This is a genomic window from Embleya sp. NPDC020630 (assembly GCF_044334985.1).
In the GTDB taxonomy this organism is placed as follows: domain Bacteria; phylum Actinomycetota; class Actinomycetes; order Streptomycetales; family Streptomycetaceae; genus Embleya.
On the sequence record NZ_JBIRUB010000008.1, the window covers coordinates 311,445 to 328,944 of the forward strand.

The following is a 17,500-nucleotide window of genomic DNA, read 5'->3' on the forward strand; positions in this document are numbered from 1 at the left end:
GAGGCGGGAGGACTGCTGTATGGCTGAGGCGTTGCGGATCGCGCTCACCCGGCGCGACGTCGAGGAGTGGTTCGGGCCCGACGAGGTTCTCCGGTACGACCTGCCCGGGATCGCCCACGAGCCCACCCGGCGCTTCCTGGCCGAGGTCGGCCTGCCCCGCCGGGCGGCGCTGATCACCTTCGCGCCCGACGCCGCGCCGGACCCCGGTCGGGAGGGGCGCATCATGCTCGGCGCCTACGGCTCGCTGCGCACGGCCGACCAGGCGGTGCTGCTCGACGGCGCGACCGGCCGGGTGTTCGCCGAGGAGCGCTACGGCGATCCGGCGCTGATGTCCGTCGACGTGTCCACGCTGGTGCGCAACTGCGCCCTGGTCGAGGCGATCCGTCCCGGCCGCGGCCCGGTGCGCACCGCCGAGGAACTGATCGACCTGCTCGGCGAGACCGAACCCGAGCTGAACCCGGGGCACTCGTTCTGGCACACCTCCTTCGCGCTGTGGCAACTGCGCCGCGCGGCGCTGCCCGGCGAGGGCCTGGCGGTGCGGATCACGCCCGCGATGCTCGACCTGGTCTACGAGAACGAGTTCTCCGGCTACGAGGAGCGGCAGCTGCCGGCCGCGATCACGCACGAGCCGACCCGACGGTTCCTGCTCGACGTCGGGCTGATCGACGCGTGGGCGTATCTGGACATGCGCAGCGACGGCAAGCCGCTGCCGACCCTCGCGGAGCTGGCCGCCGAGCGCCGGGCGGACTGGGACGACGAGCCGGAGCCGCCGGCCGACGCGGAGCATCTGGTGGTGCTGGGTTATGTCAGCGAGGACGGCGATCTGCTCGTGGACGGCCGTACCGGCGTGGTCCGGCGCTGGAACACCGGCGGCGACGAGCCGTTCCTGGACACGCTCGACACCGACCTGTCCACGCTCGCCTTCACGATGTGGGTGATCGGCCGGATGCACCGGCAGGGCGAGCGGTTCGGGATCGGCATCCACGACGTGTGGGAGTCGATCGCGGTCGACCTGTTGTCGTCGGTGGACCCGCTCGCCTGGGCCGAGCCGGGCAGCTATTGGGAGGGCATGATCCTGGACGGCATCAACGGACTGGGTCCCTGAGCCGGAGTGGATCGCCGATTCGGGGTCGGGATCCGGGTCCGAAATGGGGGATGCTTGACTGGTAGTGGCGGCCCGGGCTCGCGCCCGCGGCCTCTCGTACCGCGTCCGCCAGTGGAACCGAAGGTGACCATGTCGAATCCCGCGCTGCGTTACTCGCTCTTCCGGCTCGGCATCTTCGCCGCGCTGTTCGCGGCGGCCATGGGCGTGTTCAGCCTGTTCGACATGGAAGGCGGCGGCAACGTCTTCATCGCGATCGCCATCGCCGCGGGGCTGTCCGCGGTGATCAGCTACCGCTTCCTCGATGCGCAGCGCGAGGCCATGTCCGAGGCCCTGTACAACCGGGTGCAGGCGGCCAAGGCCAGGATCGCCGAGGACAACCGCGCCGAGGACGAGGCGACGGGCGCGATCTCCCCGCGTGCCCGGGAGGCCTCCTAGGCCCTGTCCGGGGCGCCTGGCCCCGAGGCGGGACGGGTGCGCGTCGTGCCCTGGGACGTCGGGTAAGCGAGGTGTGGCCGGCGGTGTCCCTCGGTGTCCGGCGGTGTCCGTTCCGTAATTCTTTGCGTTTATCGGTTTGCTGTCGCTATCCTCGCCACATGATCGGTGCAGGCGACACGCAGATGACGCACGGTGCGGTGGGTTTCCCGCTCGTGTCACGTCGTCATGTCGACCTGGGCCGTTGCGCCACCGCGCTGTGTTGCGGCTGACCGCTGCCGTGCCCCTGTCGGGCCGACGCCTTCACGCTCGTCGTCCCGACCGCCCGCACGTCGGCCTTTTGCGGCCGTTCTGCGCGAAGTAACGCTTCCTCGTAGTTCTTCCTGCGGGCACTCGGGTGCCTTTTGATGCGCAGGTTCACGGCCGCTCCGTACCGCCACCCTCCGTCCCCCACGGTGCCCGTTCAGGAGCCCTGCCTTGTCATCAGCAGTCGATTCCCTCAAGACATTGAAGCGAACGCCCTTTTGGGCGCAGATAGCCGCCGGCCTCGTGCTCGGTGTGGTCCTCGGCTTCATCGCCAAGGAGTACAGCGTCTCGTGGTTGACCGAGACGCTCGACCAGATCGGCACGATCTTCGTCCAGCTGCTCAAGCTGGCCGTACCGCCGCTGGTGTTCACCGCGATCCTGGTCAGCGTGGTGAACCTGCGCAACGTGAACAACGCGGCCCGGCTCGCCGCCCGCACGCTGATGTGGTTCCTGATCACGTCGCTGATCGCGGTCGCCATCGGCCTGACCATCGGCCTGATCACCAACCCGGGTGACGGCTTCAAGCTGCCGGCCGACCCGGGCAAGGCGCCGAAGACCAACGGCGACTGGCTCGACTTCCTCACCGGCATCATCCCGACCAACATCGTCACCGCGTTCTCCGAGGTCAAGGTCCTGCAGATCGTGTTCCTCGCGGTCGTGCTCGGTTCCGCGATCCTGTCGGTCGGCGCGAAGGCCGAGCCGCTGGTCAAGGGCGCCGAACTGGTCCTGGAGATCATCCAGAAGGCGCTGTGGTGGGTCATCAAGCTGTCCCCGCTGGGCACGCTCGGCCTGATCGGCACCTCGGTCGCCACCTACGGCTGGGACCTGATCAAGCCGCTGGGCACGTTCACCGCCGACATCTACATCGGTTGCGCGCTGGTGATGTTCGTGGTGTACCCGCTGCTGCTGTGGCTGGTCGGCAAGGTCAACCCGCTCAACTACTTCAAGGGCGCGTGGCCGGCCATCCAGCTCGCCTTCGTCTCCCGCTCCTCGGTCGGCACCATGCCGGTCACCCAGAAGGTCACCGAGCGCCTGGGCGTGCCGAAGGACTACGCGTCCTTCGCGGTGCCGTTCGGCGCCACCACCAAGATGGACGGTTGCGCCGCGATCTACCCGGCGATCGCCGCGATCTTCGTGGCCGAGGTCTACGGCGTGAACCTGGGCATCAAGGAATACCTGCTGATCGCGTTCGTCTCGGTGATCGGCTCGGCGGCCACCGCCGGTCTCACCGGCGCGATCATCATGCTGACCCTCACGCTCAGCACGGTGAACCTGCCGCTGGCCGGCGTCGCCCTCCTCCTGGCGATCGACCCGATCCTGGACATGATGCGCACCGCGACGAACGTCGCCGGGCAGGTGGTCGTGCCGATTCTGGTCTCCGCCCGGGAAAAGACGCTCGACCTGGAGATGTACAACAACCCGCGTGACCTGGAAGCCCCCGACGAGCCGGCCAAGCCGCACGTCCCGCTCCAGAAGACGCCGGACCGCGAACCGGTCTCCGTCTGACGCACCCCGAACCGACGCCCCCGATCCCCTCGTGCCGAAGGGGTCGGGGGCGTTGTCGTGTCAGCCCCGGGGCGCTTCCTCGGCCGGTTCGGGCTCGGCGGCCGGGGTCGGGGTCGGGGTGGCCGCCGTGTAGCGGCGGGCCAGGGTTCGGATGTGGTCGACCAGCTCGGGCGGGTCCTCGATCTCGAAGTCGGCGTCGAGCAGGCCGATGTAGACGGCCAGGCTCTCGATGCTGGGGGCGCTGGTCTCGAAGACGCAGGTCTCGTCGTCGATCACCGCGAACGAGCCGAAGGCGGGCGGCACCCGGTCGGCCACCGTGCCGATCGGGGCACGTACCAGGACCCGGGCCCGGTACTGCCCGCGCGCGTTCTGCACGCCCTGGTTGACGAAGGCGGCCACGTCCCCGTCGGCGGGCAACTCGCGTGGGGTGAAGCGCGGTCCGTGCGGTGGGCGCGGGGTGATCCGGTCCAGCCGGAAGGTGCGCCAGTCCGCGCGCTCCAGGTCCCACGCGACCAGGTACCAGCGGCCCATCCGGTGCACGAGGCGATAGGGCTCGACCCGGCGCGAGGACTCCTTGCCGTCGTGCGAGCTGTAGCGGAAGCGCAGTTGCTCGTGGTCGCGGCAGGCGCCGGCGAGTACGGTCATCACGTCCATGTCCACCGCCGGGCCGGTCGCGCGCACCGGCACGGTGTACTTCTGCAGCGCCTTGACCCGGCGATGCAGCCGGGACGGGAGCACCTGGTCGAGCTTGCCGAGCGCGCGCAGCATCGCCTCGTCCATGCCGTCCACCACGCTGCCTGCGGCGATTCGCAGACCGACCACGACGCTGACCGCCTCCTCGTCGTCGAGCAACAGGGGCGGCAGCGCCTTGCCCGCGCCGAGCCGGTAGCCGCCGACCACCCCTCGACGTGCGTCGACCGGATAGCCCAGACTGCGCAGACGCTCGATGTCGTAGCGGACCGTCCGGCCGCTCACGCCGAGCCGTTCGGCGAGTTCGGGTCCGGTCCAGTCGGGCCGCGTCTGCATCAGCGAGAGCATGCGCAACAGGCGCGCGGAGGTTTCCAACATGAGCCGAAGTCTGCCGGCTCCGCCCGGGATAAACAGGAACGGACCTTGCCTGTTTGACCCCTAGTGTCGGAGGCGTGGAAAAGAGCCCGGAAATCAGCGGCGAGCAGACCCTCGCCACCCCGTCGTCCCCGTCCTCCCGGCCCGTCGTCGGCACCCGGCAGCGTTGGCTCGGACTGCTGGCGGTGTTGGCCGCCACCTTGATGAACCTGCTCGACTCCAGCGTGGTGGGCGTCGCGGCACCGGCGATCCGCCGGGACCTTGGCGGCGGCTACTCCAGCCTCCAGTGGATCGCGGCCGGCTACACGCTGGCCCTCGCGGTGGGCCTGCTCACCGGCGCGCGGCTCGGCGACATGTACGGCCGCAAGTTCATGCTGATGGTCGGCGTGGTCGGCTTCATCGCCCTGTCGGTGGCCTGCGCCGCCGCATGGTCGCCGGAGACGCTGATCGTGGCGCGGGTGCTCCAGGGGTTGTTCGGGGCGCTGATGATTCCGCAGACGTTCGGGCTGCTCCGGGACCTGTTCCCGCCGGCCGAACTCGGCAGGGCGTTCGCGGTGTTCGGCCCGGCGATCGGGTTGTCCACGGTGCTCGGGCCGATCGTCGCGGGTGTGCTCGTGGACGGCGACGTGCTCGGCACCGGGTGGCGGATGATCTTCCTGATCAACCTCCCGCTGGGCGCCTTCGTGCTGCTCGTCGGCGGGCGGATGTTGCCGAAGGTGGCGCCGAGCGAGACCGGCGGGCGGCTGGACGTGCTCGGCATGGTGCTCGCCGGGGTCGGCACCTTCATGCTGGTGCACCCGCTGGTGCAGGGTCGCGAACTGGGCTGGCCGCTCTGGTCGTTGATCGAGTGCGGCGCGTCGTTGCCGGTGCTCGCCGGGTTCGCGGTGTACCAGCTGCGGCGGCAGGCGGCCGGTCGGGTGCCGCTGATTCGGCTCGGGGTGTTCCGGCGCCGGTCGTACGCCTCGGGCGTCGGGTTCGTGATGGTGTTCTTCGGCGCGATCGTCGGCATCTCGATGGCGATCGGGCTGTTCCTGCAGATGAGCCTCGGGTACACGCCGACCCGGGCGAGCCTGACCATGGGCGCGTGGGCGCTCGGCGCGTTCTTCGGGTCCGGGTTCAGCGGTGCGGTGATGGGCAGGCTGGGTCGGCGCATCCTGCACATCGGGCTGACCGTGATGGCGGCGGGGACGGGCTGGCTCTACCTGGTCTTCAGGCAGGCCGAGACGGACCTGGGCAGCGGCGACCTGCTCGGCCCGCTGGCGGTGTTCGGCCTCGGGATGGGCATGATCTTCGTCCCGGTCTTCGACATCATCATGGGCGAGGTCGAGGACCACGAGGTCGGCTCGGCGTCCGGTGCGCTGGAATCCCTGCAACAGCTCGGCGCCTCGCTGGGCATCGCGGTCCTGGGCACGGTGTTCTTCGGGGTGATCGGCGCCCAGGCCACGCACAACTTCGACACGTCGGCGGCGCCGAGGCTGCGCGCGGAGATGAGCGCGGCGGGCGTGCCGACCGGGACGCAGGACTCGATCGTGGCGGGCCTGCGGGCCTGCCTGGACGACCGGGAGAACGCCACCGACCCGGACACCGTCCCGACGAGCTGCCGCACCCTCCAGGTGCCGCCGGCCGCGACCGCCGCGGTCGCCGAGGCGAGCGCGGACACCCACATCCGCTCCTCGCTCGACGCGATCCGCCGCACCACCCTCCTGGCCCTCGCCCTGACCGCGGTCGCCTTCGCCCTGGGCTTCCTCCTCCCGAAGCGCGCCAGGGAAAACCAGCTCCCCGACCCCACCCCGAAAACCCCCACCGAAACCCGCGAACCGGCCCTGGTCTGAGGCCCATTCCCCACCCCCCGCCCGGCCCGAGCCCCGAAAGGGAGCCCGCGCCGGGCGGCGGCATGTCCTCCGCGATCACGCTTCGCGGAGTCGGGTACAGAACTCGGTCCACCGATCCACGGCTTCCGGCAGTTCCAGCGCCGCGACCTCTGCGGGGGCCAGGCCCACGGTGTGGATCAACCGCTCGGCCGGCCAGTCCGGCACCGGCTCCAGTACCGGCGTGGGATCGACCGCCACCGCGCCGATCAGGCGCCCCAGACGCTCGACGATCTCGCCCAGCCGCACCATTTCCGGACGAGCGGAGTCATCATCGGCGGGCGTTGGCGGTGTTGCGGTTTCTGGAGCGGGACCGAGGTCAGCCCTCGACCCGCGTGGCGGCCTTCGTGTTCGCGCGGTTCAGGGCGCGGATGATCAGCCACTGGTCGATCATCGCGCCGAACGTGGCGAACAGGCCCATCACGACGCCGACGACCAGGTGGCCGGTCTGCGCGGCGAGTTCGAAGCCGACCAGGTGGATCAGCAGGCGCAGGCCGAAGCGGATGGCGACCAGGGCCAGGGCGAGCATCCGGGTGTGGCTGTTGCGCATCATCGCCTTGAAGAACTTCATCCGCGCCCGCATCACGGTGAACGAGACCACGATGTTCACCACCACGAGCGGGATCAGGTACGCCCACAGCGACGGGTAGCCCTGCGCCACGTCGCAGCCGCCGACCGACACGCCCACCATCGCGAAGTACCAGGCGGGCAGGCCCCGGGGAGCCTCGACGAGCGGGGCGGGGGCGGCGGAGGTGCGGGCCGTGGCGGTGGTGTCCTTCGTGAAGGCGATGGTGGCGATGCTCATGGTTCCCGGCTCCCCGATTTCGGCCCGTTACGGCCCGTTCGCTGACATGCATCAGCCTGCCGGTCGGGGGCCGGTGGACAGGACGACCGACCGACGTACACCGGCTGTCCACCGAACGGCTGACACGGGGGCGGGCGGGCCTCGGGACAGGCCTCGGGACGGCGGGGCCGTCGGTCGACCGATGGCCCCGCCCGCGCCGTGGGGTCAGTACGCCACCGTGAAGCGTTCGCCCGTGTGCTTCGGGGTCTCGATCTCGTCGAGGAGGGCGACCGCGTAGTCGGCGACCGAGATGCGGCTCACCCCGTCCGCGTCCACGACCAGGTCGTCGCGGCCGGTGCGGTAGGCGCCGGTGCGCTCGCCGGGGCCGATGTCGGCGGCGGGGGAGAGGTAGGTCCAGGTCACGTCGGTCACCGTGCGGTAGTGGTCCAGGGCCGCTCCCTGCCCGCGCATGATCTGTACCGCCAACTCGGGGATGCCCTGCGCGTCCCACACCCGGTCGCCGCCGGGCGTGCGCAGCGAGCCGGCGCCGCCGACCACGAACAGGCCGCGCGAGGGCGCCGCGTCGCCGAGCGAGCGCAGCCCCTCGGTCAGCGCCTTCGCCGCGGTCACCACGAGCGCGGCGTGCGCGGCGCCGTCCACGTACCCGCCGCCGATCGCGCTCACCAGCGCGTCGTGCCCGGCCGCGACCGAGGCCGCGGACGCCGGGTCGGTCGCGTCGCCGGTGACGACCGTCAGCCGCTCGTGCTCCTCGCCGGCGAGTCGGGCCGGATCGCGCACCACCGCGGTGACGTGGTGACCGCGGCCCAGGGCCTCGCGAAGGATGTGCACACCGATACCGCCGTTGGCGCCGAACAGGGCGATCCTGGCCATGATGAAGTCCTCGTGTTCTCGGGAAGTGGAAGAGCTACGACACCATCCAACACCGCAGTTCAAGCCATTTGTTACCGACGGATATCGAGCACCTTGAAGTGCTATTGTTTCCTTGTGGATACCAATGGCGCGGCCGGTCTCGCGGCGAGGCTGCTCACCGACTCGCCGGACTGCCGCAGCCGGCACGTCCTGGACCGCCTCGGCTCGCGCTGGAGCGTGCTGATCATCCTCAACCTGGCCGCCGGCACGCTGCGCTTCACCGAGCTGCGCCTTCGGGTCCGGGGCATCACCCCGAAGGTGCTCACCACCAACCTGCGCGACCTCGAACGCGACGGGCTGATCCGCCGCGAGGTCTTCGCCGAGGTCCCGCCGCGCACCGAATACACGCTCACCCGCCTCGGCGAAAGCCTGATCGACACCTACCGGGCGGTCCAGGACTGGGCCGAGGCGCACGTGGACGAGGTGCTCGTCAACCGGGAGACGTACGACCGGGCCCGCTGACCGCACCGGCCACCCGCGCCGCCCAGGCCCCCCACCACACCTCCCCGCCGGCCGCCGGCGATCGGGCGCGGGGTTGGTCGGGGGCTGATCGAACGGCGCGGGAGAATGGTTGTATGACAACGCCCGTCCGGCTCTCCGCGATCGATCTCGTCACGTACACCCCCGGTCTGGCCGCGCTGCTCGTGGACGCGGTGGACGACGGGGCCGGGGTCGGTTTCCTCGCCCCGCTGCCGATCGACGCGGCCGCCGAGTGGTGGGCGACGCAGGCCGCCGAGATACGCAACAACCGGATCATCGTGTGGGCGACCTCGGACCACGAGGGCGTCACCGGGACCATCCAGCTCCGCTTCGCCGGCATGCCGAACAGCCGGCACCGCGCCGCGATCTCCAAGCTGCTGGTGCACCGACGCGCCAGAGGCCACGGCATCGCCCGTGAACTCCTGTCCACCGCGGAGCAGTTCGCCGCCGCGTCCGGCCGCAGTCTGCTCACCCTGGACACCCAGACCGGCAGCGGCGCGGAGCGGCTGTACAAGCGCGCCGGCTGGATCGAGTCGGGCGCCATTCCGTCCTACGCGGCGGACGCCTCGGGTGTGCTGCGCTCCACCACGATCTTCCACAAGCACCTGGCCTGAGCCGGACGCGCACCCGGCCCCGGCCAAACGGGTTACCGTTGGAGGCGATATGACGACCAAGACCTCCAAGGGCGCCAGGCCCGAGCCGCTCGATGCCCGCCTGGACGCGATCGGCAAACTTCCCTCCCGCTCCCGGTTCCACCTTCCCGGCCGGGAACGCACCGTCGCCGTGACCCTGGGCGAGTCCGGCGTGCGCTGGTACGCGTACGACGTGATCGCCCGGCGCCTCGGCCCCGCCAAGCCGAGCAAGGACGGCCGACAGACCCCGTACCGGGGCCACCCGGTGTTCGTCGCGCAGCATGCCACGGCCACCTGCTGCCGCGGCTGCCTGGAGGAAGTGCACGGCATCCCCCAGGGCCGCCCGCTCGACAAGGCCGAGCTCAACTACGCGGTCAACCTCGTGTGCGGCTGGCTGACCCGGGAGATCGGCCCGGTCGCGAAGACCCGCGCGAATCGCCCGCCGCGCTCGGCGATGCCGGCCGTCCCGGAGAACCCGACGGGTGCGCCGAGGACGGGTCGCGGTCTGCGGGCGTCCAAGTCCCGCTGAGCCGAGCACCCGCCGCGCCGCACGCGCCGATGCCCGGCCCGCCCGGCGCTCACGGCCCGCCCGGCGTCGCGGCGCCGGGCGGCGCGTCGGTGACGGTCAGGTCGGCCGAGAACTCGCCCCACGTCCCGTCGGGCAGCTGCCCCCGGATCTTCAGCACGTGTCCCACCGCCGGCCGATCGCCCAGCGGCAGGCTGTACCGCGCCGTCTCGGTCGGCGGCGCCGCGCCCCACTGGACCGTGGTCAGGAACCGCCCGTCCAGGTACACCTCGTAGCTCGCGACCACCCCGTCCACGTCCGGCGGGGTCCAGGTCAGGTCCACGTAGGTGCCGTCCGCCGCGGTGCGGGGGATCGCGCGCAGGTCGGTCGGCGCGGTGTTGCGACCGTTGCCGGCGCCCTGTTCGGTGACCACCGTGACGGGGCTGCTCGCCGGCGACTTGTTGTCGGCGGCGTCGCGCGCGGTGACGGTGAACACGTACTCGGTGCCCGGGCGCAACCCGGTGACCACCGCCGTGGTGCGATCCGCGGCCACGCTGTGCACGCGTACGCCGGCCTGCCACACGTCGTACGCGGTCACCCCCACGTCGTCCGTGGCCGCCTCCCACGTCAGCGTCACCCCGTCCTTGCCCCGGGCCTGGCCGCGCAGATTCCCGGGCGCGGTCGGCGGCACGCGCTCGCCCTGGACCACGGACGGCGTGGTGGCCGGCACCTGCGGGCTCGCCGCCGACACGTTCCCGGCCCGGTCCCGGGCCCGCACGGAGAACGTGTACGCGGTCCCCGGCGTCAGCCCGCCCACGTCCACCATGTGCCGCCCGCCGGTGACGTCCAACACCTTGGCGTCGCCGCGATACACCTCGAACACCGCCACGCTCGGATCGGCCCGCCACATCACGTGCACCGACACCGAACTCGACGCGAGCGCGCTCACCTCGACCGGCACCGGCGGCGGCGTGGTATCCCGCCCGTCGTCCGAACACCCGCTCACCGCCAGCGCAACGACCAAGCCGGCCAAGCCGATCCGTGCCACCCGTCGCGCCACAACGCCTCTCTCCACCGATCACCACCGAGGAGCAATTGGTCTAGACATATATGACACAGCGTTCGGCTCGGCAACAAGAGCCGACCGCCACGCTCATGACGTTCCGGTACGCCGGCGTGGGGTCAAACGCCGCGAAGTGGGGCGAGACGCAGCGGTTGTCGGCCTACCGGCCCGCCGGCTCCCGCAGGGTGAACGAGTCCGAGGTGAGGGCTCGACGCATCCATCGGCCGAGCGGCCGCTCGACGACTCGGTGCAGCACGTACGCGGTGATCACCATGCCCACCACCACGCCGGTGAAGAGCGGCCACGGCGCGACCCGATCGCGCAGTGCGTGGATGATCGTGACCCCGATCGAGTAGTGGATCACGTAGAGCGGAAAGGTGATCGAACCCGCCACGCTCAGCCAGTGCCACCGGATCCGGGCCGTCCAACCGAGCGCCACCGCCGCGATGAGCAGGTAGAACGTCGTGATGAGCAGGATCAGCGACGCCTGTCGGGGAGACCACATTTCCCAGTCCAGCCGACCGTCGGTTCGGGCCAGGAGGTAGTGCAACCCCAGGAGCCACGACATGCCGACGATTCCCCACAGCAGGGGCGTCGGGCGGAATCGGTGCATCAGATAGAACACCATGCCCGCGACGAAATACGGCGCGGACATGGGATTGACGAGCAGCGTGTATGCCTGGTTGTCGACCGCGGGGGCGAGCGCTGCGGCCACGATCCACACGCCGCCGAAGACGACGACGCGGCCGTACGTGACGCCGCGCCACACGACGGTCGAGAAGCTCAGGTAGAAGGCCAACTCCGGCCACAGAGACCAGTAAACGGAGTCCACGTTCGACACCCCGAGCGGGGTTTGGAGCATCGTCAGGTTGGTGAGCACCGTGTCGAAACTCGGAGCAGCCAGCGGGGTGGTGACCGAGACCAGGACAGCCGATGTGAGCAGTACCGCGACCCAATACATGGGGTAGAGCCGGGCGACGCGCGAGACGAAGAATTGGCGCGGACTGCGCCCCCAGGCGCTCATGCAGATGACGAAGCCGCTGATCAGGAAGAACAGCTCGACGCCGAGCAGGCCGAAGGCGAAGACGCCCTGTGCCCTGGGGAACATGACGGCGTTCGCCTGCCCCCAGATCTTTTCCGACGTGTTCGCGGCCTGACCGCCGAAGTGGAAGAGCACCACGCTCAAGGCAGCGACGAAGCGCAGGCCGTCCAGGACCGCCAAACGCGAGTGACCGTCGACTCCGGCACCTCGACCTGGACCGGAGCGAGGGGCCCGCACGTTCGGATTCGGCTGCGACGCCGGCTTCGTGGTGCTGTCGAGAATACTCATGAAGTCCCTGCGGTGGAGTCGACTGCGTCGGGCATCGAAGCATCTCACCGCTCCGAGGACCGCTATCGACGCGGGTCCGCAGACAAAGACGCGCTTATGGGTCGCAACCGGTCGATCGCCATCCGTCGGTGCGCCGCAGGGCGGTCGGCGGTTGCGGGCTGCGGCGGATACGGGTGATCGGGTTGCGCCTTCGGGGGAACTCCCGCAGGATTCAAGGCTGTTTCGTGCAGTCCCCGCAGTTGTGCCACGGGAGTTCGCGCCACCCGCTTGAATGGTTTTCGACGCTGGGGTTTCGGGAGGCGGGGGCGTTTCATGGTGCGCAAGGTGGGGATGGCGGCGGCCCTGCTCGTGAGCGGGGTGCTTGTGGCGGGGTGTTCCGGTGGGTCGTCCAAGGGCGGGCCGTTCGGCCTCGGGGTGAGCGATTCGCCCACCGTGAGCCAGAGTTCGACGCAGAACCCGGAACCGCCACCGCCGCCCTCGCCGGATCCGGTCACGCCGGAGCCGGTCGCCACGAGTGCCACGCCGCGCCCGACCACGACCGCTCGCGCCGATGTGACGCTGACCACCGAGCGGGCGAAGACCGTGGTCTCCGCCGTCGCGCTCGTCCCCAAGGACTGGGGTGACGCCTACGTCCCGCAGGAGCAGAACTACGAACACACCGCGCTGGACCGGGTGATCACCGGCACCGACTGCAAGCAGGCGCTCCAGGGCACCACCCCGGGGGCGCTCGCGACCATGGATCGCTACGTGTACATCCCCGACGGCAAGCCGAGCGTGGACAACCTCAGCAAGACGCTCGCCACGTCCTCCGCGACCGTCTACTCCACCGCCCTCGCGGCCCGTACCGACATGCAGACCGGCCTCGCCGACGCCCGGCGCTGCCCGAACCAGGTGCTCGGCGGCGACGAGAAGCTGAACGGCATCCAGGTCCTGGACCTGACCGTGGAGGGCATCGACGAGGTCCACGTCGCCCGCGCCCAGTGGGTCTCCGGCCACGGCGGCGCGCCGTTCCAGTACGTGTGGGTGACGGCTCGGCAGGGCCAGATGGTGCTCACCGCGGCGGTCGTCGACCGGGGCGACAAGACCTACGAGTCGGCCAAGAACCAGGCGATCGACGCGCTGGCCAAGATGGTCGCCCGCACCACCGTGTACCTGCGCTGACCCGACGCGACCGCGCCGACCTCGCGCGAGCACGGTGAATATCATGTCGATTCACGCTCACGGGGGAGTCATCGGATGAACGGCACGAGAATCCGCGCAGGATCCGGCACGATCCGCGCGGGATCCGGCACGAGATCAACGATGCTCCGCGCGATCGGCCCGCTCCTGGGCGCCTTGCTGCTCGCGGGTTGCGCCGACAGCGGCGACGGGCCGTTCGCGGTCGTCCCGAACGCGACGTCCACCGACGCGAGCCCCGCGGCCAAGGGCCCGGGCGCGACCCCGGGCACGACCGCGTCCACCACCGCGACCTCCCGGCCGTCCGCCACCACCGCGCCGCCGAGCCGCAGCCCCGAGCAGGCGCAGACGCTCGCCCGCTCGCTGGCGCTGACCCCCGAGGACTGGGGCGGCGGCTTCGTCAAGCAGAGCACCTACGAGTTCGCCGGCGAGACCTGGACCGACTACGCCGCCGACTGTACGCAGCAGACCGTGCCGCTGCCGTCGAGCATCATCGGCCAGTGGGTGCGCCAGGTCCAACAGGCCGACGCCGCGCAGCCGAACACGCTCTCCAGCGGCAGCACCAGCGCGATCGTGCACAAGGACGTGCGCGGCGCGCGCGATCAGGTCCAGAACGCGCGACAGGTCAAGGACCGCTGCCCGACCCGCACCTACACCGACGGCACCCAGGCCAAGGACACCCCCGGCGCCCCGCAGCCCACCTTCGCCGAGGCCGACGAGGTGTTCGCCGAGGAGGGCCTGATGTACCTGAAGTCGGGCGGCAGTCCGTACGCGTACGTCGTGGTGACCCTGCGGAAGGACACCGTGGCGATGTCCGCCTACTTCAGCGCCCCCGGCCCCGAGCACATGGCCGACGTGCGCACCCGCGCGACCCAGGCCGCCCGGCTGATGCTCGACCGCCTGCTGCGCTCCTAGCCCCTGTCCGTCGGATCGACCGGATGCGCGCCGGAGCGCGTCGGGGCGACTAACGTTTCCGGTCATGACCCAATCGCACGGCTTTGAGACCCTGGCGATCCATGCCGGGCAGGAACCCGACCCGCTGACCGGGGCCGTGGTTCCGCCGATCTACCAGGTGTCCACCTACAAGCAGGACGGCGTCGGCGGGCTGCGCGGCGGCTACGAGTACAGCCGCTCCGGCAACCCGACCCGCACCGCGCTCGAAGAGTGCGTCGCGGCCCTGGAGGACGGCACCAGGGCGCTGACCTTCGCCTCCGGACTCGCGGCCGAGGACTGCCTGCTGCGCGCCCTGTGCGCGCCGGGCAACCACGCGGTGATCCCGGACGACGCCTACGGCGGCACCTTCCGACTGTTCGCGAAGGTGGCCTCGCGCTGGGGGATCGAGTACACCCCCGCGCACGCCGGCGACCTCGACGCGGTACGGGCCGCCATCCGGCCCGGCGTCACCCGGATCGTGTGGTGCGAGACGCCGAGCAACCCGCTGCTCGGCGTCGCCGACATCGCCGCCCTCGCGGCCGTCGCGCACGACGCGGGCGCGCTGTTGGTGGTCGACAACACCTTCGCCTCGCCCTACCTCCAGCAGCCGCTGACCCTGGGCGCGGACATCGTGGTGCACTCCACGACGAAGTACATGGGCGGCCACTCCGACGTGATCGGCGGCGCGCTCGTGGTCAAGGACGCCGGTCTGGCCGCCGAGTTGGCGTTCCACCAGAACGCGATGGGCGCCGTGCCCGCGCCGTTCGACGCGTGGCTGACGCTGCGCGGGCTCAAGACGCTGGGCGTGCGGATGGACCGGCACTGCGCCAACGCGGAGCGGGTCGTGGACCTGCTCTCCCGGCACCCGCGCGTGGCCGAGGTGATGTATCCCGGGCTGCCGGGACACCCGGGCCACGATGTCGCGGTCAAGCAGATGAAGGCGTTCGGCGGCATGGTGTCGTTCCGGGTGAACGGCGGCGAGGAGGCCGCGGTCAAGGTGTGCAACCGGACCGAACTCTTCATCCTGGGCGAGTCCCTCGGCGGTGTCGAGTCGCTGATCGAGCACCCGGGCCGGATGACGCACGCCTCGGCGGCGGGCTCGCCGCTGGAGGTCCCGGGCGACCTGGTGCGGTTGTCGGTGGGCATCGAATCCGCCGACGACCTGCTGGCCGACCTGGAACGCGCCCTCGGCTGAGGCGCGATACCCAGGGCCGGGCGCCGGGCGCCGGGCATCGGGTCCCTGGCGTCGCTGCCGCGTCCCGAGCGCCGGGGGGCCGGTCGGCCCACCCGGCGCTCGCGGCCCCGCCGACCCCCGGCCGGCACCGGCCCTATCGCGCCTCGTCCGTACAACCCGCGCAGGCCGCGACCAGGTTGCCCGCCTCGTCGTAGACGGTGATCGAGACCGGGGTCCCGCCGGTGAAGGCCCACAGGTAGGCCACCCCGGGCAGGTCCGCCGGGCGGTCCAGACGCATCCGTCGGCTGCCCGCGGCGTCGTGGAGTTCGCCCCGCAGCGCCGGGGCGGTCGTACCGCGCCCGATCAGGACGGTGACCACCAACCGCTGTCCGGCGGGCGCGTACCGGCCCGAAGGCATGATCGCCGTGTCCAGCCGCCCCGGGGCGGGCAGGAAGCGACACCGCGCCTCGTCCGGCTCGGCCGCGCCGCCCAGGCACCAGGACGACTCGCCCTCGGGGCCGCTGTCGCCGATCCACGCCGAAGCGCCGAAGCCGACGTCGGTACGCAGATCCGACGACTGGCTCCGGTCCACCGGCCACAGCGGCGTGGGATCCGGCGGCGCCGGCGGCAGGCCGCCCCCGCCGCCGCTGCCCGGGACGGCCAGCCACAGGCCGCCGGCCGCCGCGCCGGCCACTACGACCGAGCCGAACACGTGGCGCATCCTGCGCAGCGCCGCCCGCCGCCGCACCCGCCGGGCCAGGTTCGGCGGCAGCGGCCGATACGGGAACTCCGGCGCCTCGGGCACCTCCTCCGCGTCCGCCGCACCCGGCGGCGACACGGTCACGCTCATCGGTACGCCTCCGCGCCCGCGGCGAGATCCGTCGCCTCCCGCACCCCGACCGGCGCCGCGCGGACCAGCCCGCCGCCGGCCAGGACCTGCGCCATCCCGCGCCGCCACGCCTCGGACACCGTCTCCACCGGCAGCCCCATCGCCTCGGCCGCGTCGTACTCGTCCAACCGCGCGTAAAGCCGCAACACCACCGCGGCCCGCTCCAGCCGGCCGAGCCGGTCCAGCGTCGTGAACGGCTCGCCCGCGTCCGGGAGTTCGTGGTCGTGCCCGCGCGGCCCCGGACGCCACGGATCCAGGTAGCCGGCCATCAGCGCCCGCCACGCGGTGCGTACCGGATCCTGGCTCGGCAGTCGGCTCCACTTCAGACAGGTATGCGCCAGCGCCCGCTCGACCCGGCGTTCCGCGCGTTGTCGGTCACCGGTGAGCAGATCCGCGGCGTGCAGCAACTGCGTGCCGACCGTATGGACGAAAACCTCGAACTCGCGAGCGTCGCGCTTGTGCACGGTGCCTCCCGCAGGTCTGCCGAGCGGATGCCCTCGGGCCCGGCTCGGTGCCGTCGCCGCTCTGTCTGTGCTGCTGCCCCACACCTGTCCGGGTAGTCGCGGGCCGCGACATATCGCCCCTCGACACCGCATCCCCGTCACCGGGCCCGCACTCCGGCAACGACGGCAAAACACCCCGTTGTGGCCACGGTAAAACCCTCGGCGGCATTGCGGGGTGGAATCGTCCGGTCGGGGCCCGGTGATCCCGGTCCGCGCAATATCCTCGGAGAATCACATCGGATCGACGAACGAGCGGCGATGACACCGGAACAGGACCCGATCGACCCCACCGGCTCTGCGGACCCGCTCTACGACCGCCTGCAGCACGAGGTGGCCCTCTTCGCGCGGCGCGCCGAGCAGACCCGCCTCGGCGCCGTCGGCGAACTGCGCAACTCGATGGACCGCGCGGCCTATCTGCTGCTCGGCCGGTTGGAGGCGGGCGGCCCGATGGGCGTCAAGGCCCTCGCGCAGGCGATGACGATCGACTCGTCCACGGTGACCCGCCAGGTCACCCCGCTGGTCGAACAGGGCCTGGTCGACCGGGTCCCCAACCCGGACGACGGCCGCGCGGTCCTCCTCGAACTCTCCACCGAGGGCCGCGACCGCCTCCACCAGGTCCGCAACGCCCGCCAACGCCTGATGGCCGAAATCTGCGAAGGCTGGAGCCTGGACGACCGCGAACGCTTCACCACCCTCCTCACCAGATTCAACGCCTCCATGGAACGCCGCCAAAGCCGCACCACATCGGAGTCGTGACCGCGCCCTCCACGCGATGACCGTGCCATCGTGACGCGGGACACGCCGGCCGAGAGCGGACCG

At 71.3% G+C, this 17,500-nt stretch carries 19 protein-coding genes; 11 read left to right on the forward strand and 8 right to left on the reverse strand.

The annotated features are described in order from the left end of the window. Nucleotides 1–19: 19 nt before the first annotated feature. The 3 genes from ACH4XV_RS27445 (at nucleotide 20) to ACH4XV_RS27455 (ending at nucleotide 3,349) form a co-directional block, all read left to right on the forward strand. A complete protein-coding gene (locus tag ACH4XV_RS27445; protein ID WP_395794232.1) occupies nucleotides 20–1,105 on the forward strand; it encodes an SUKH-4 family immunity protein in 1,086 nt (361 codons plus the stop codon). Between the two features lie 129 nt (nucleotides 1,106–1,234). Continuing rightward, nucleotides 1,235–1,540 carry a DUF4229 domain-containing protein gene (locus ACH4XV_RS27450; RefSeq protein WP_395794462.1) on the forward strand — a complete coding sequence of 102 codons (306 nt, stop codon included), beginning with the start codon at nucleotides 1,235–1,237 and terminating at the stop codon, nucleotides 1,538–1,540. A 504-nt stretch (nucleotides 1,541–2,044) separates the two neighbouring features. Further along, on the forward strand, nucleotides 2,045–3,349 hold the full coding sequence (locus tag ACH4XV_RS27455) for a dicarboxylate/amino acid:cation symporter (RefSeq protein WP_380034311.1): 1,305 nt from the start codon (nucleotides 2,045–2,047) through the stop codon (nucleotides 3,347–3,349). Nucleotides 3,350–3,409: 60 nt separating this feature from the next. Here the strand turns inward: ACH4XV_RS27455 and ACH4XV_RS27460 are convergent, their stop codons facing one another. Next, the gene (locus ACH4XV_RS27460) at nucleotides 3,410–4,417 is read right to left on the reverse strand and encodes a helix-turn-helix transcriptional regulator (RefSeq protein ID WP_395794234.1); all 1,008 of its coding nucleotides are present in this window, start codon (nucleotides 4,415–4,417) and stop codon (nucleotides 3,410–3,412) included. Between the two features lie 74 nt (nucleotides 4,418–4,491). On the opposite strand from ACH4XV_RS27460, the gene ACH4XV_RS27465 reads away from it, so the two are divergent. Beyond that, the gene (locus ACH4XV_RS27465; RefSeq protein WP_395794236.1) at nucleotides 4,492–6,246 is read left to right on the forward strand and encodes an MFS transporter; all 1,755 of its coding nucleotides are present in this window, start codon (nucleotides 4,492–4,494) and stop codon (nucleotides 6,244–6,246) included. A gap of 75 nt (nucleotides 6,247–6,321) precedes the next feature. Here ACH4XV_RS27465 and ACH4XV_RS27470 read toward each other — a convergent pair whose 3' ends face one another. The 3 genes from ACH4XV_RS27470 to ACH4XV_RS27480 form a co-directional block, all read right to left on the reverse strand. Beyond that, nucleotides 6,322–6,534 (reverse strand): hypothetical protein, encoded by a 213-nt coding sequence (locus ACH4XV_RS27470; protein WP_395794238.1) that lies wholly within the window; start codon nucleotides 6,532–6,534, stop codon nucleotides 6,322–6,324. Nucleotides 6,535–6,601: 67 nt separating this feature from the next. Next, on the reverse strand, nucleotides 6,602–7,087 hold the full coding sequence (locus tag ACH4XV_RS27475) for a hypothetical protein (protein ID WP_395794240.1): 486 nt from the start codon (nucleotides 7,085–7,087) through the stop codon (nucleotides 6,602–6,604). A gap of 204 nt (nucleotides 7,088–7,291) precedes the next feature. Further along, nucleotides 7,292–7,957, reverse strand: coding sequence for an NAD(P)-dependent oxidoreductase (locus tag ACH4XV_RS27480; protein ID WP_395794242.1), 666 nt, complete (start codon nucleotides 7,955–7,957; stop codon nucleotides 7,292–7,294). Nucleotides 7,958–8,071: 114 nt separating this feature from the next. On the opposite strand from ACH4XV_RS27480, the gene ACH4XV_RS27485 reads away from it, so the two are divergent. From ACH4XV_RS27485 to ACH4XV_RS27495, 3 genes are all read left to right on the forward strand, one after another. After that, a complete protein-coding gene (locus tag ACH4XV_RS27485) occupies nucleotides 8,072–8,458 on the forward strand; it encodes a winged helix-turn-helix transcriptional regulator (protein ID WP_395794244.1) in 387 nt (128 codons plus the stop codon). Between the two features lie 113 nt (nucleotides 8,459–8,571). Further along, nucleotides 8,572–9,090, forward strand: coding sequence for a GNAT family N-acetyltransferase (locus ACH4XV_RS27490; RefSeq protein WP_395794246.1), 519 nt, complete (start codon nucleotides 8,572–8,574; stop codon nucleotides 9,088–9,090). A gap of 49 nt (nucleotides 9,091–9,139) precedes the next feature. Continuing rightward, a complete protein-coding gene (locus ACH4XV_RS27495; RefSeq protein ID WP_379999559.1) occupies nucleotides 9,140–9,637 on the forward strand; it encodes a DUF4186 domain-containing protein in 498 nt (165 codons plus the stop codon). Between the two features lie 49 nt (nucleotides 9,638–9,686). Here the strand turns inward: ACH4XV_RS27495 and ACH4XV_RS27500 are convergent, their stop codons facing one another. Together ACH4XV_RS27500 and ACH4XV_RS27505 are read right to left on the reverse strand one after the other, a co-directional pair. Continuing rightward, nucleotides 9,687–10,661: a fibronectin type III domain-containing protein gene (locus ACH4XV_RS27500; protein ID WP_395794248.1), complete on the reverse strand. Its 975-nt coding sequence runs from the start codon at nucleotides 10,659–10,661 to the stop codon at nucleotides 9,687–9,689. A gap of 175 nt (nucleotides 10,662–10,836) precedes the next feature. After that, entirely contained in the window at nucleotides 10,837–11,898 is a 1,062-nt protein-coding gene (locus ACH4XV_RS27505; protein ID WP_395794250.1) for an acyltransferase family protein, read from the reverse strand. 420 nt (nucleotides 11,899–12,318) lie between these two features. Here ACH4XV_RS27505 and ACH4XV_RS27510 point away from each other — a divergent pair, with 420 nt between their 5' ends. The 3 genes from ACH4XV_RS27510 (at nucleotide 12,319) to ACH4XV_RS27520 (ending at nucleotide 15,310) form a co-directional block, all read left to right on the forward strand. Further along, complete coding sequence (locus ACH4XV_RS27510) at nucleotides 12,319–13,167, forward strand: hypothetical protein (RefSeq protein WP_395794252.1); 849 nt, start codon at nucleotides 12,319–12,321, stop codon at nucleotides 13,165–13,167. A gap of 141 nt (nucleotides 13,168–13,308) precedes the next feature. Beyond that, complete coding sequence (locus tag ACH4XV_RS27515; protein ID WP_395794254.1) at nucleotides 13,309–14,097, forward strand: hypothetical protein; 789 nt, start codon at nucleotides 13,309–13,311, stop codon at nucleotides 14,095–14,097. A 64-nt stretch (nucleotides 14,098–14,161) separates the two neighbouring features. Beyond that, nucleotides 14,162–15,310: a cystathionine gamma-synthase gene (locus ACH4XV_RS27520; RefSeq protein WP_395794256.1), complete on the forward strand. Its 1,149-nt coding sequence runs from the start codon at nucleotides 14,162–14,164 to the stop codon at nucleotides 15,308–15,310. Between the two features lie 133 nt (nucleotides 15,311–15,443). Here the strand turns inward: ACH4XV_RS27520 and ACH4XV_RS27525 are convergent, their stop codons facing one another. Both ACH4XV_RS27525 and ACH4XV_RS27530 read right to left on the reverse strand, forming a co-directional pair. Next, the gene (locus tag ACH4XV_RS27525; protein WP_395794258.1) at nucleotides 15,444–16,139 is read right to left on the reverse strand and encodes a hypothetical protein; all 696 of its coding nucleotides are present in this window, start codon (nucleotides 16,137–16,139) and stop codon (nucleotides 15,444–15,446) included. Next, nucleotides 16,136–16,642 carry a hypothetical protein gene (locus tag ACH4XV_RS27530; RefSeq protein WP_395794260.1) on the reverse strand — a complete coding sequence of 169 codons (507 nt, stop codon included), beginning with the start codon at nucleotides 16,640–16,642 and terminating at the stop codon, nucleotides 16,136–16,138. Before ACH4XV_RS27530 ends, ACH4XV_RS27525 begins: the two co-directional genes overlap by 4 nt. 297 nt (nucleotides 16,643–16,939) lie before the next feature. Here ACH4XV_RS27530 and ACH4XV_RS27535 point away from each other — a divergent pair, with 297 nt between their 5' ends. Then, nucleotides 16,940–17,437: a MarR family winged helix-turn-helix transcriptional regulator gene (locus ACH4XV_RS27535; RefSeq protein WP_379999573.1), complete on the forward strand. Its 498-nt coding sequence runs from the start codon at nucleotides 16,940–16,942 to the stop codon at nucleotides 17,435–17,437. Nucleotides 17,438–17,500: the final 63 nt, after the last annotated feature.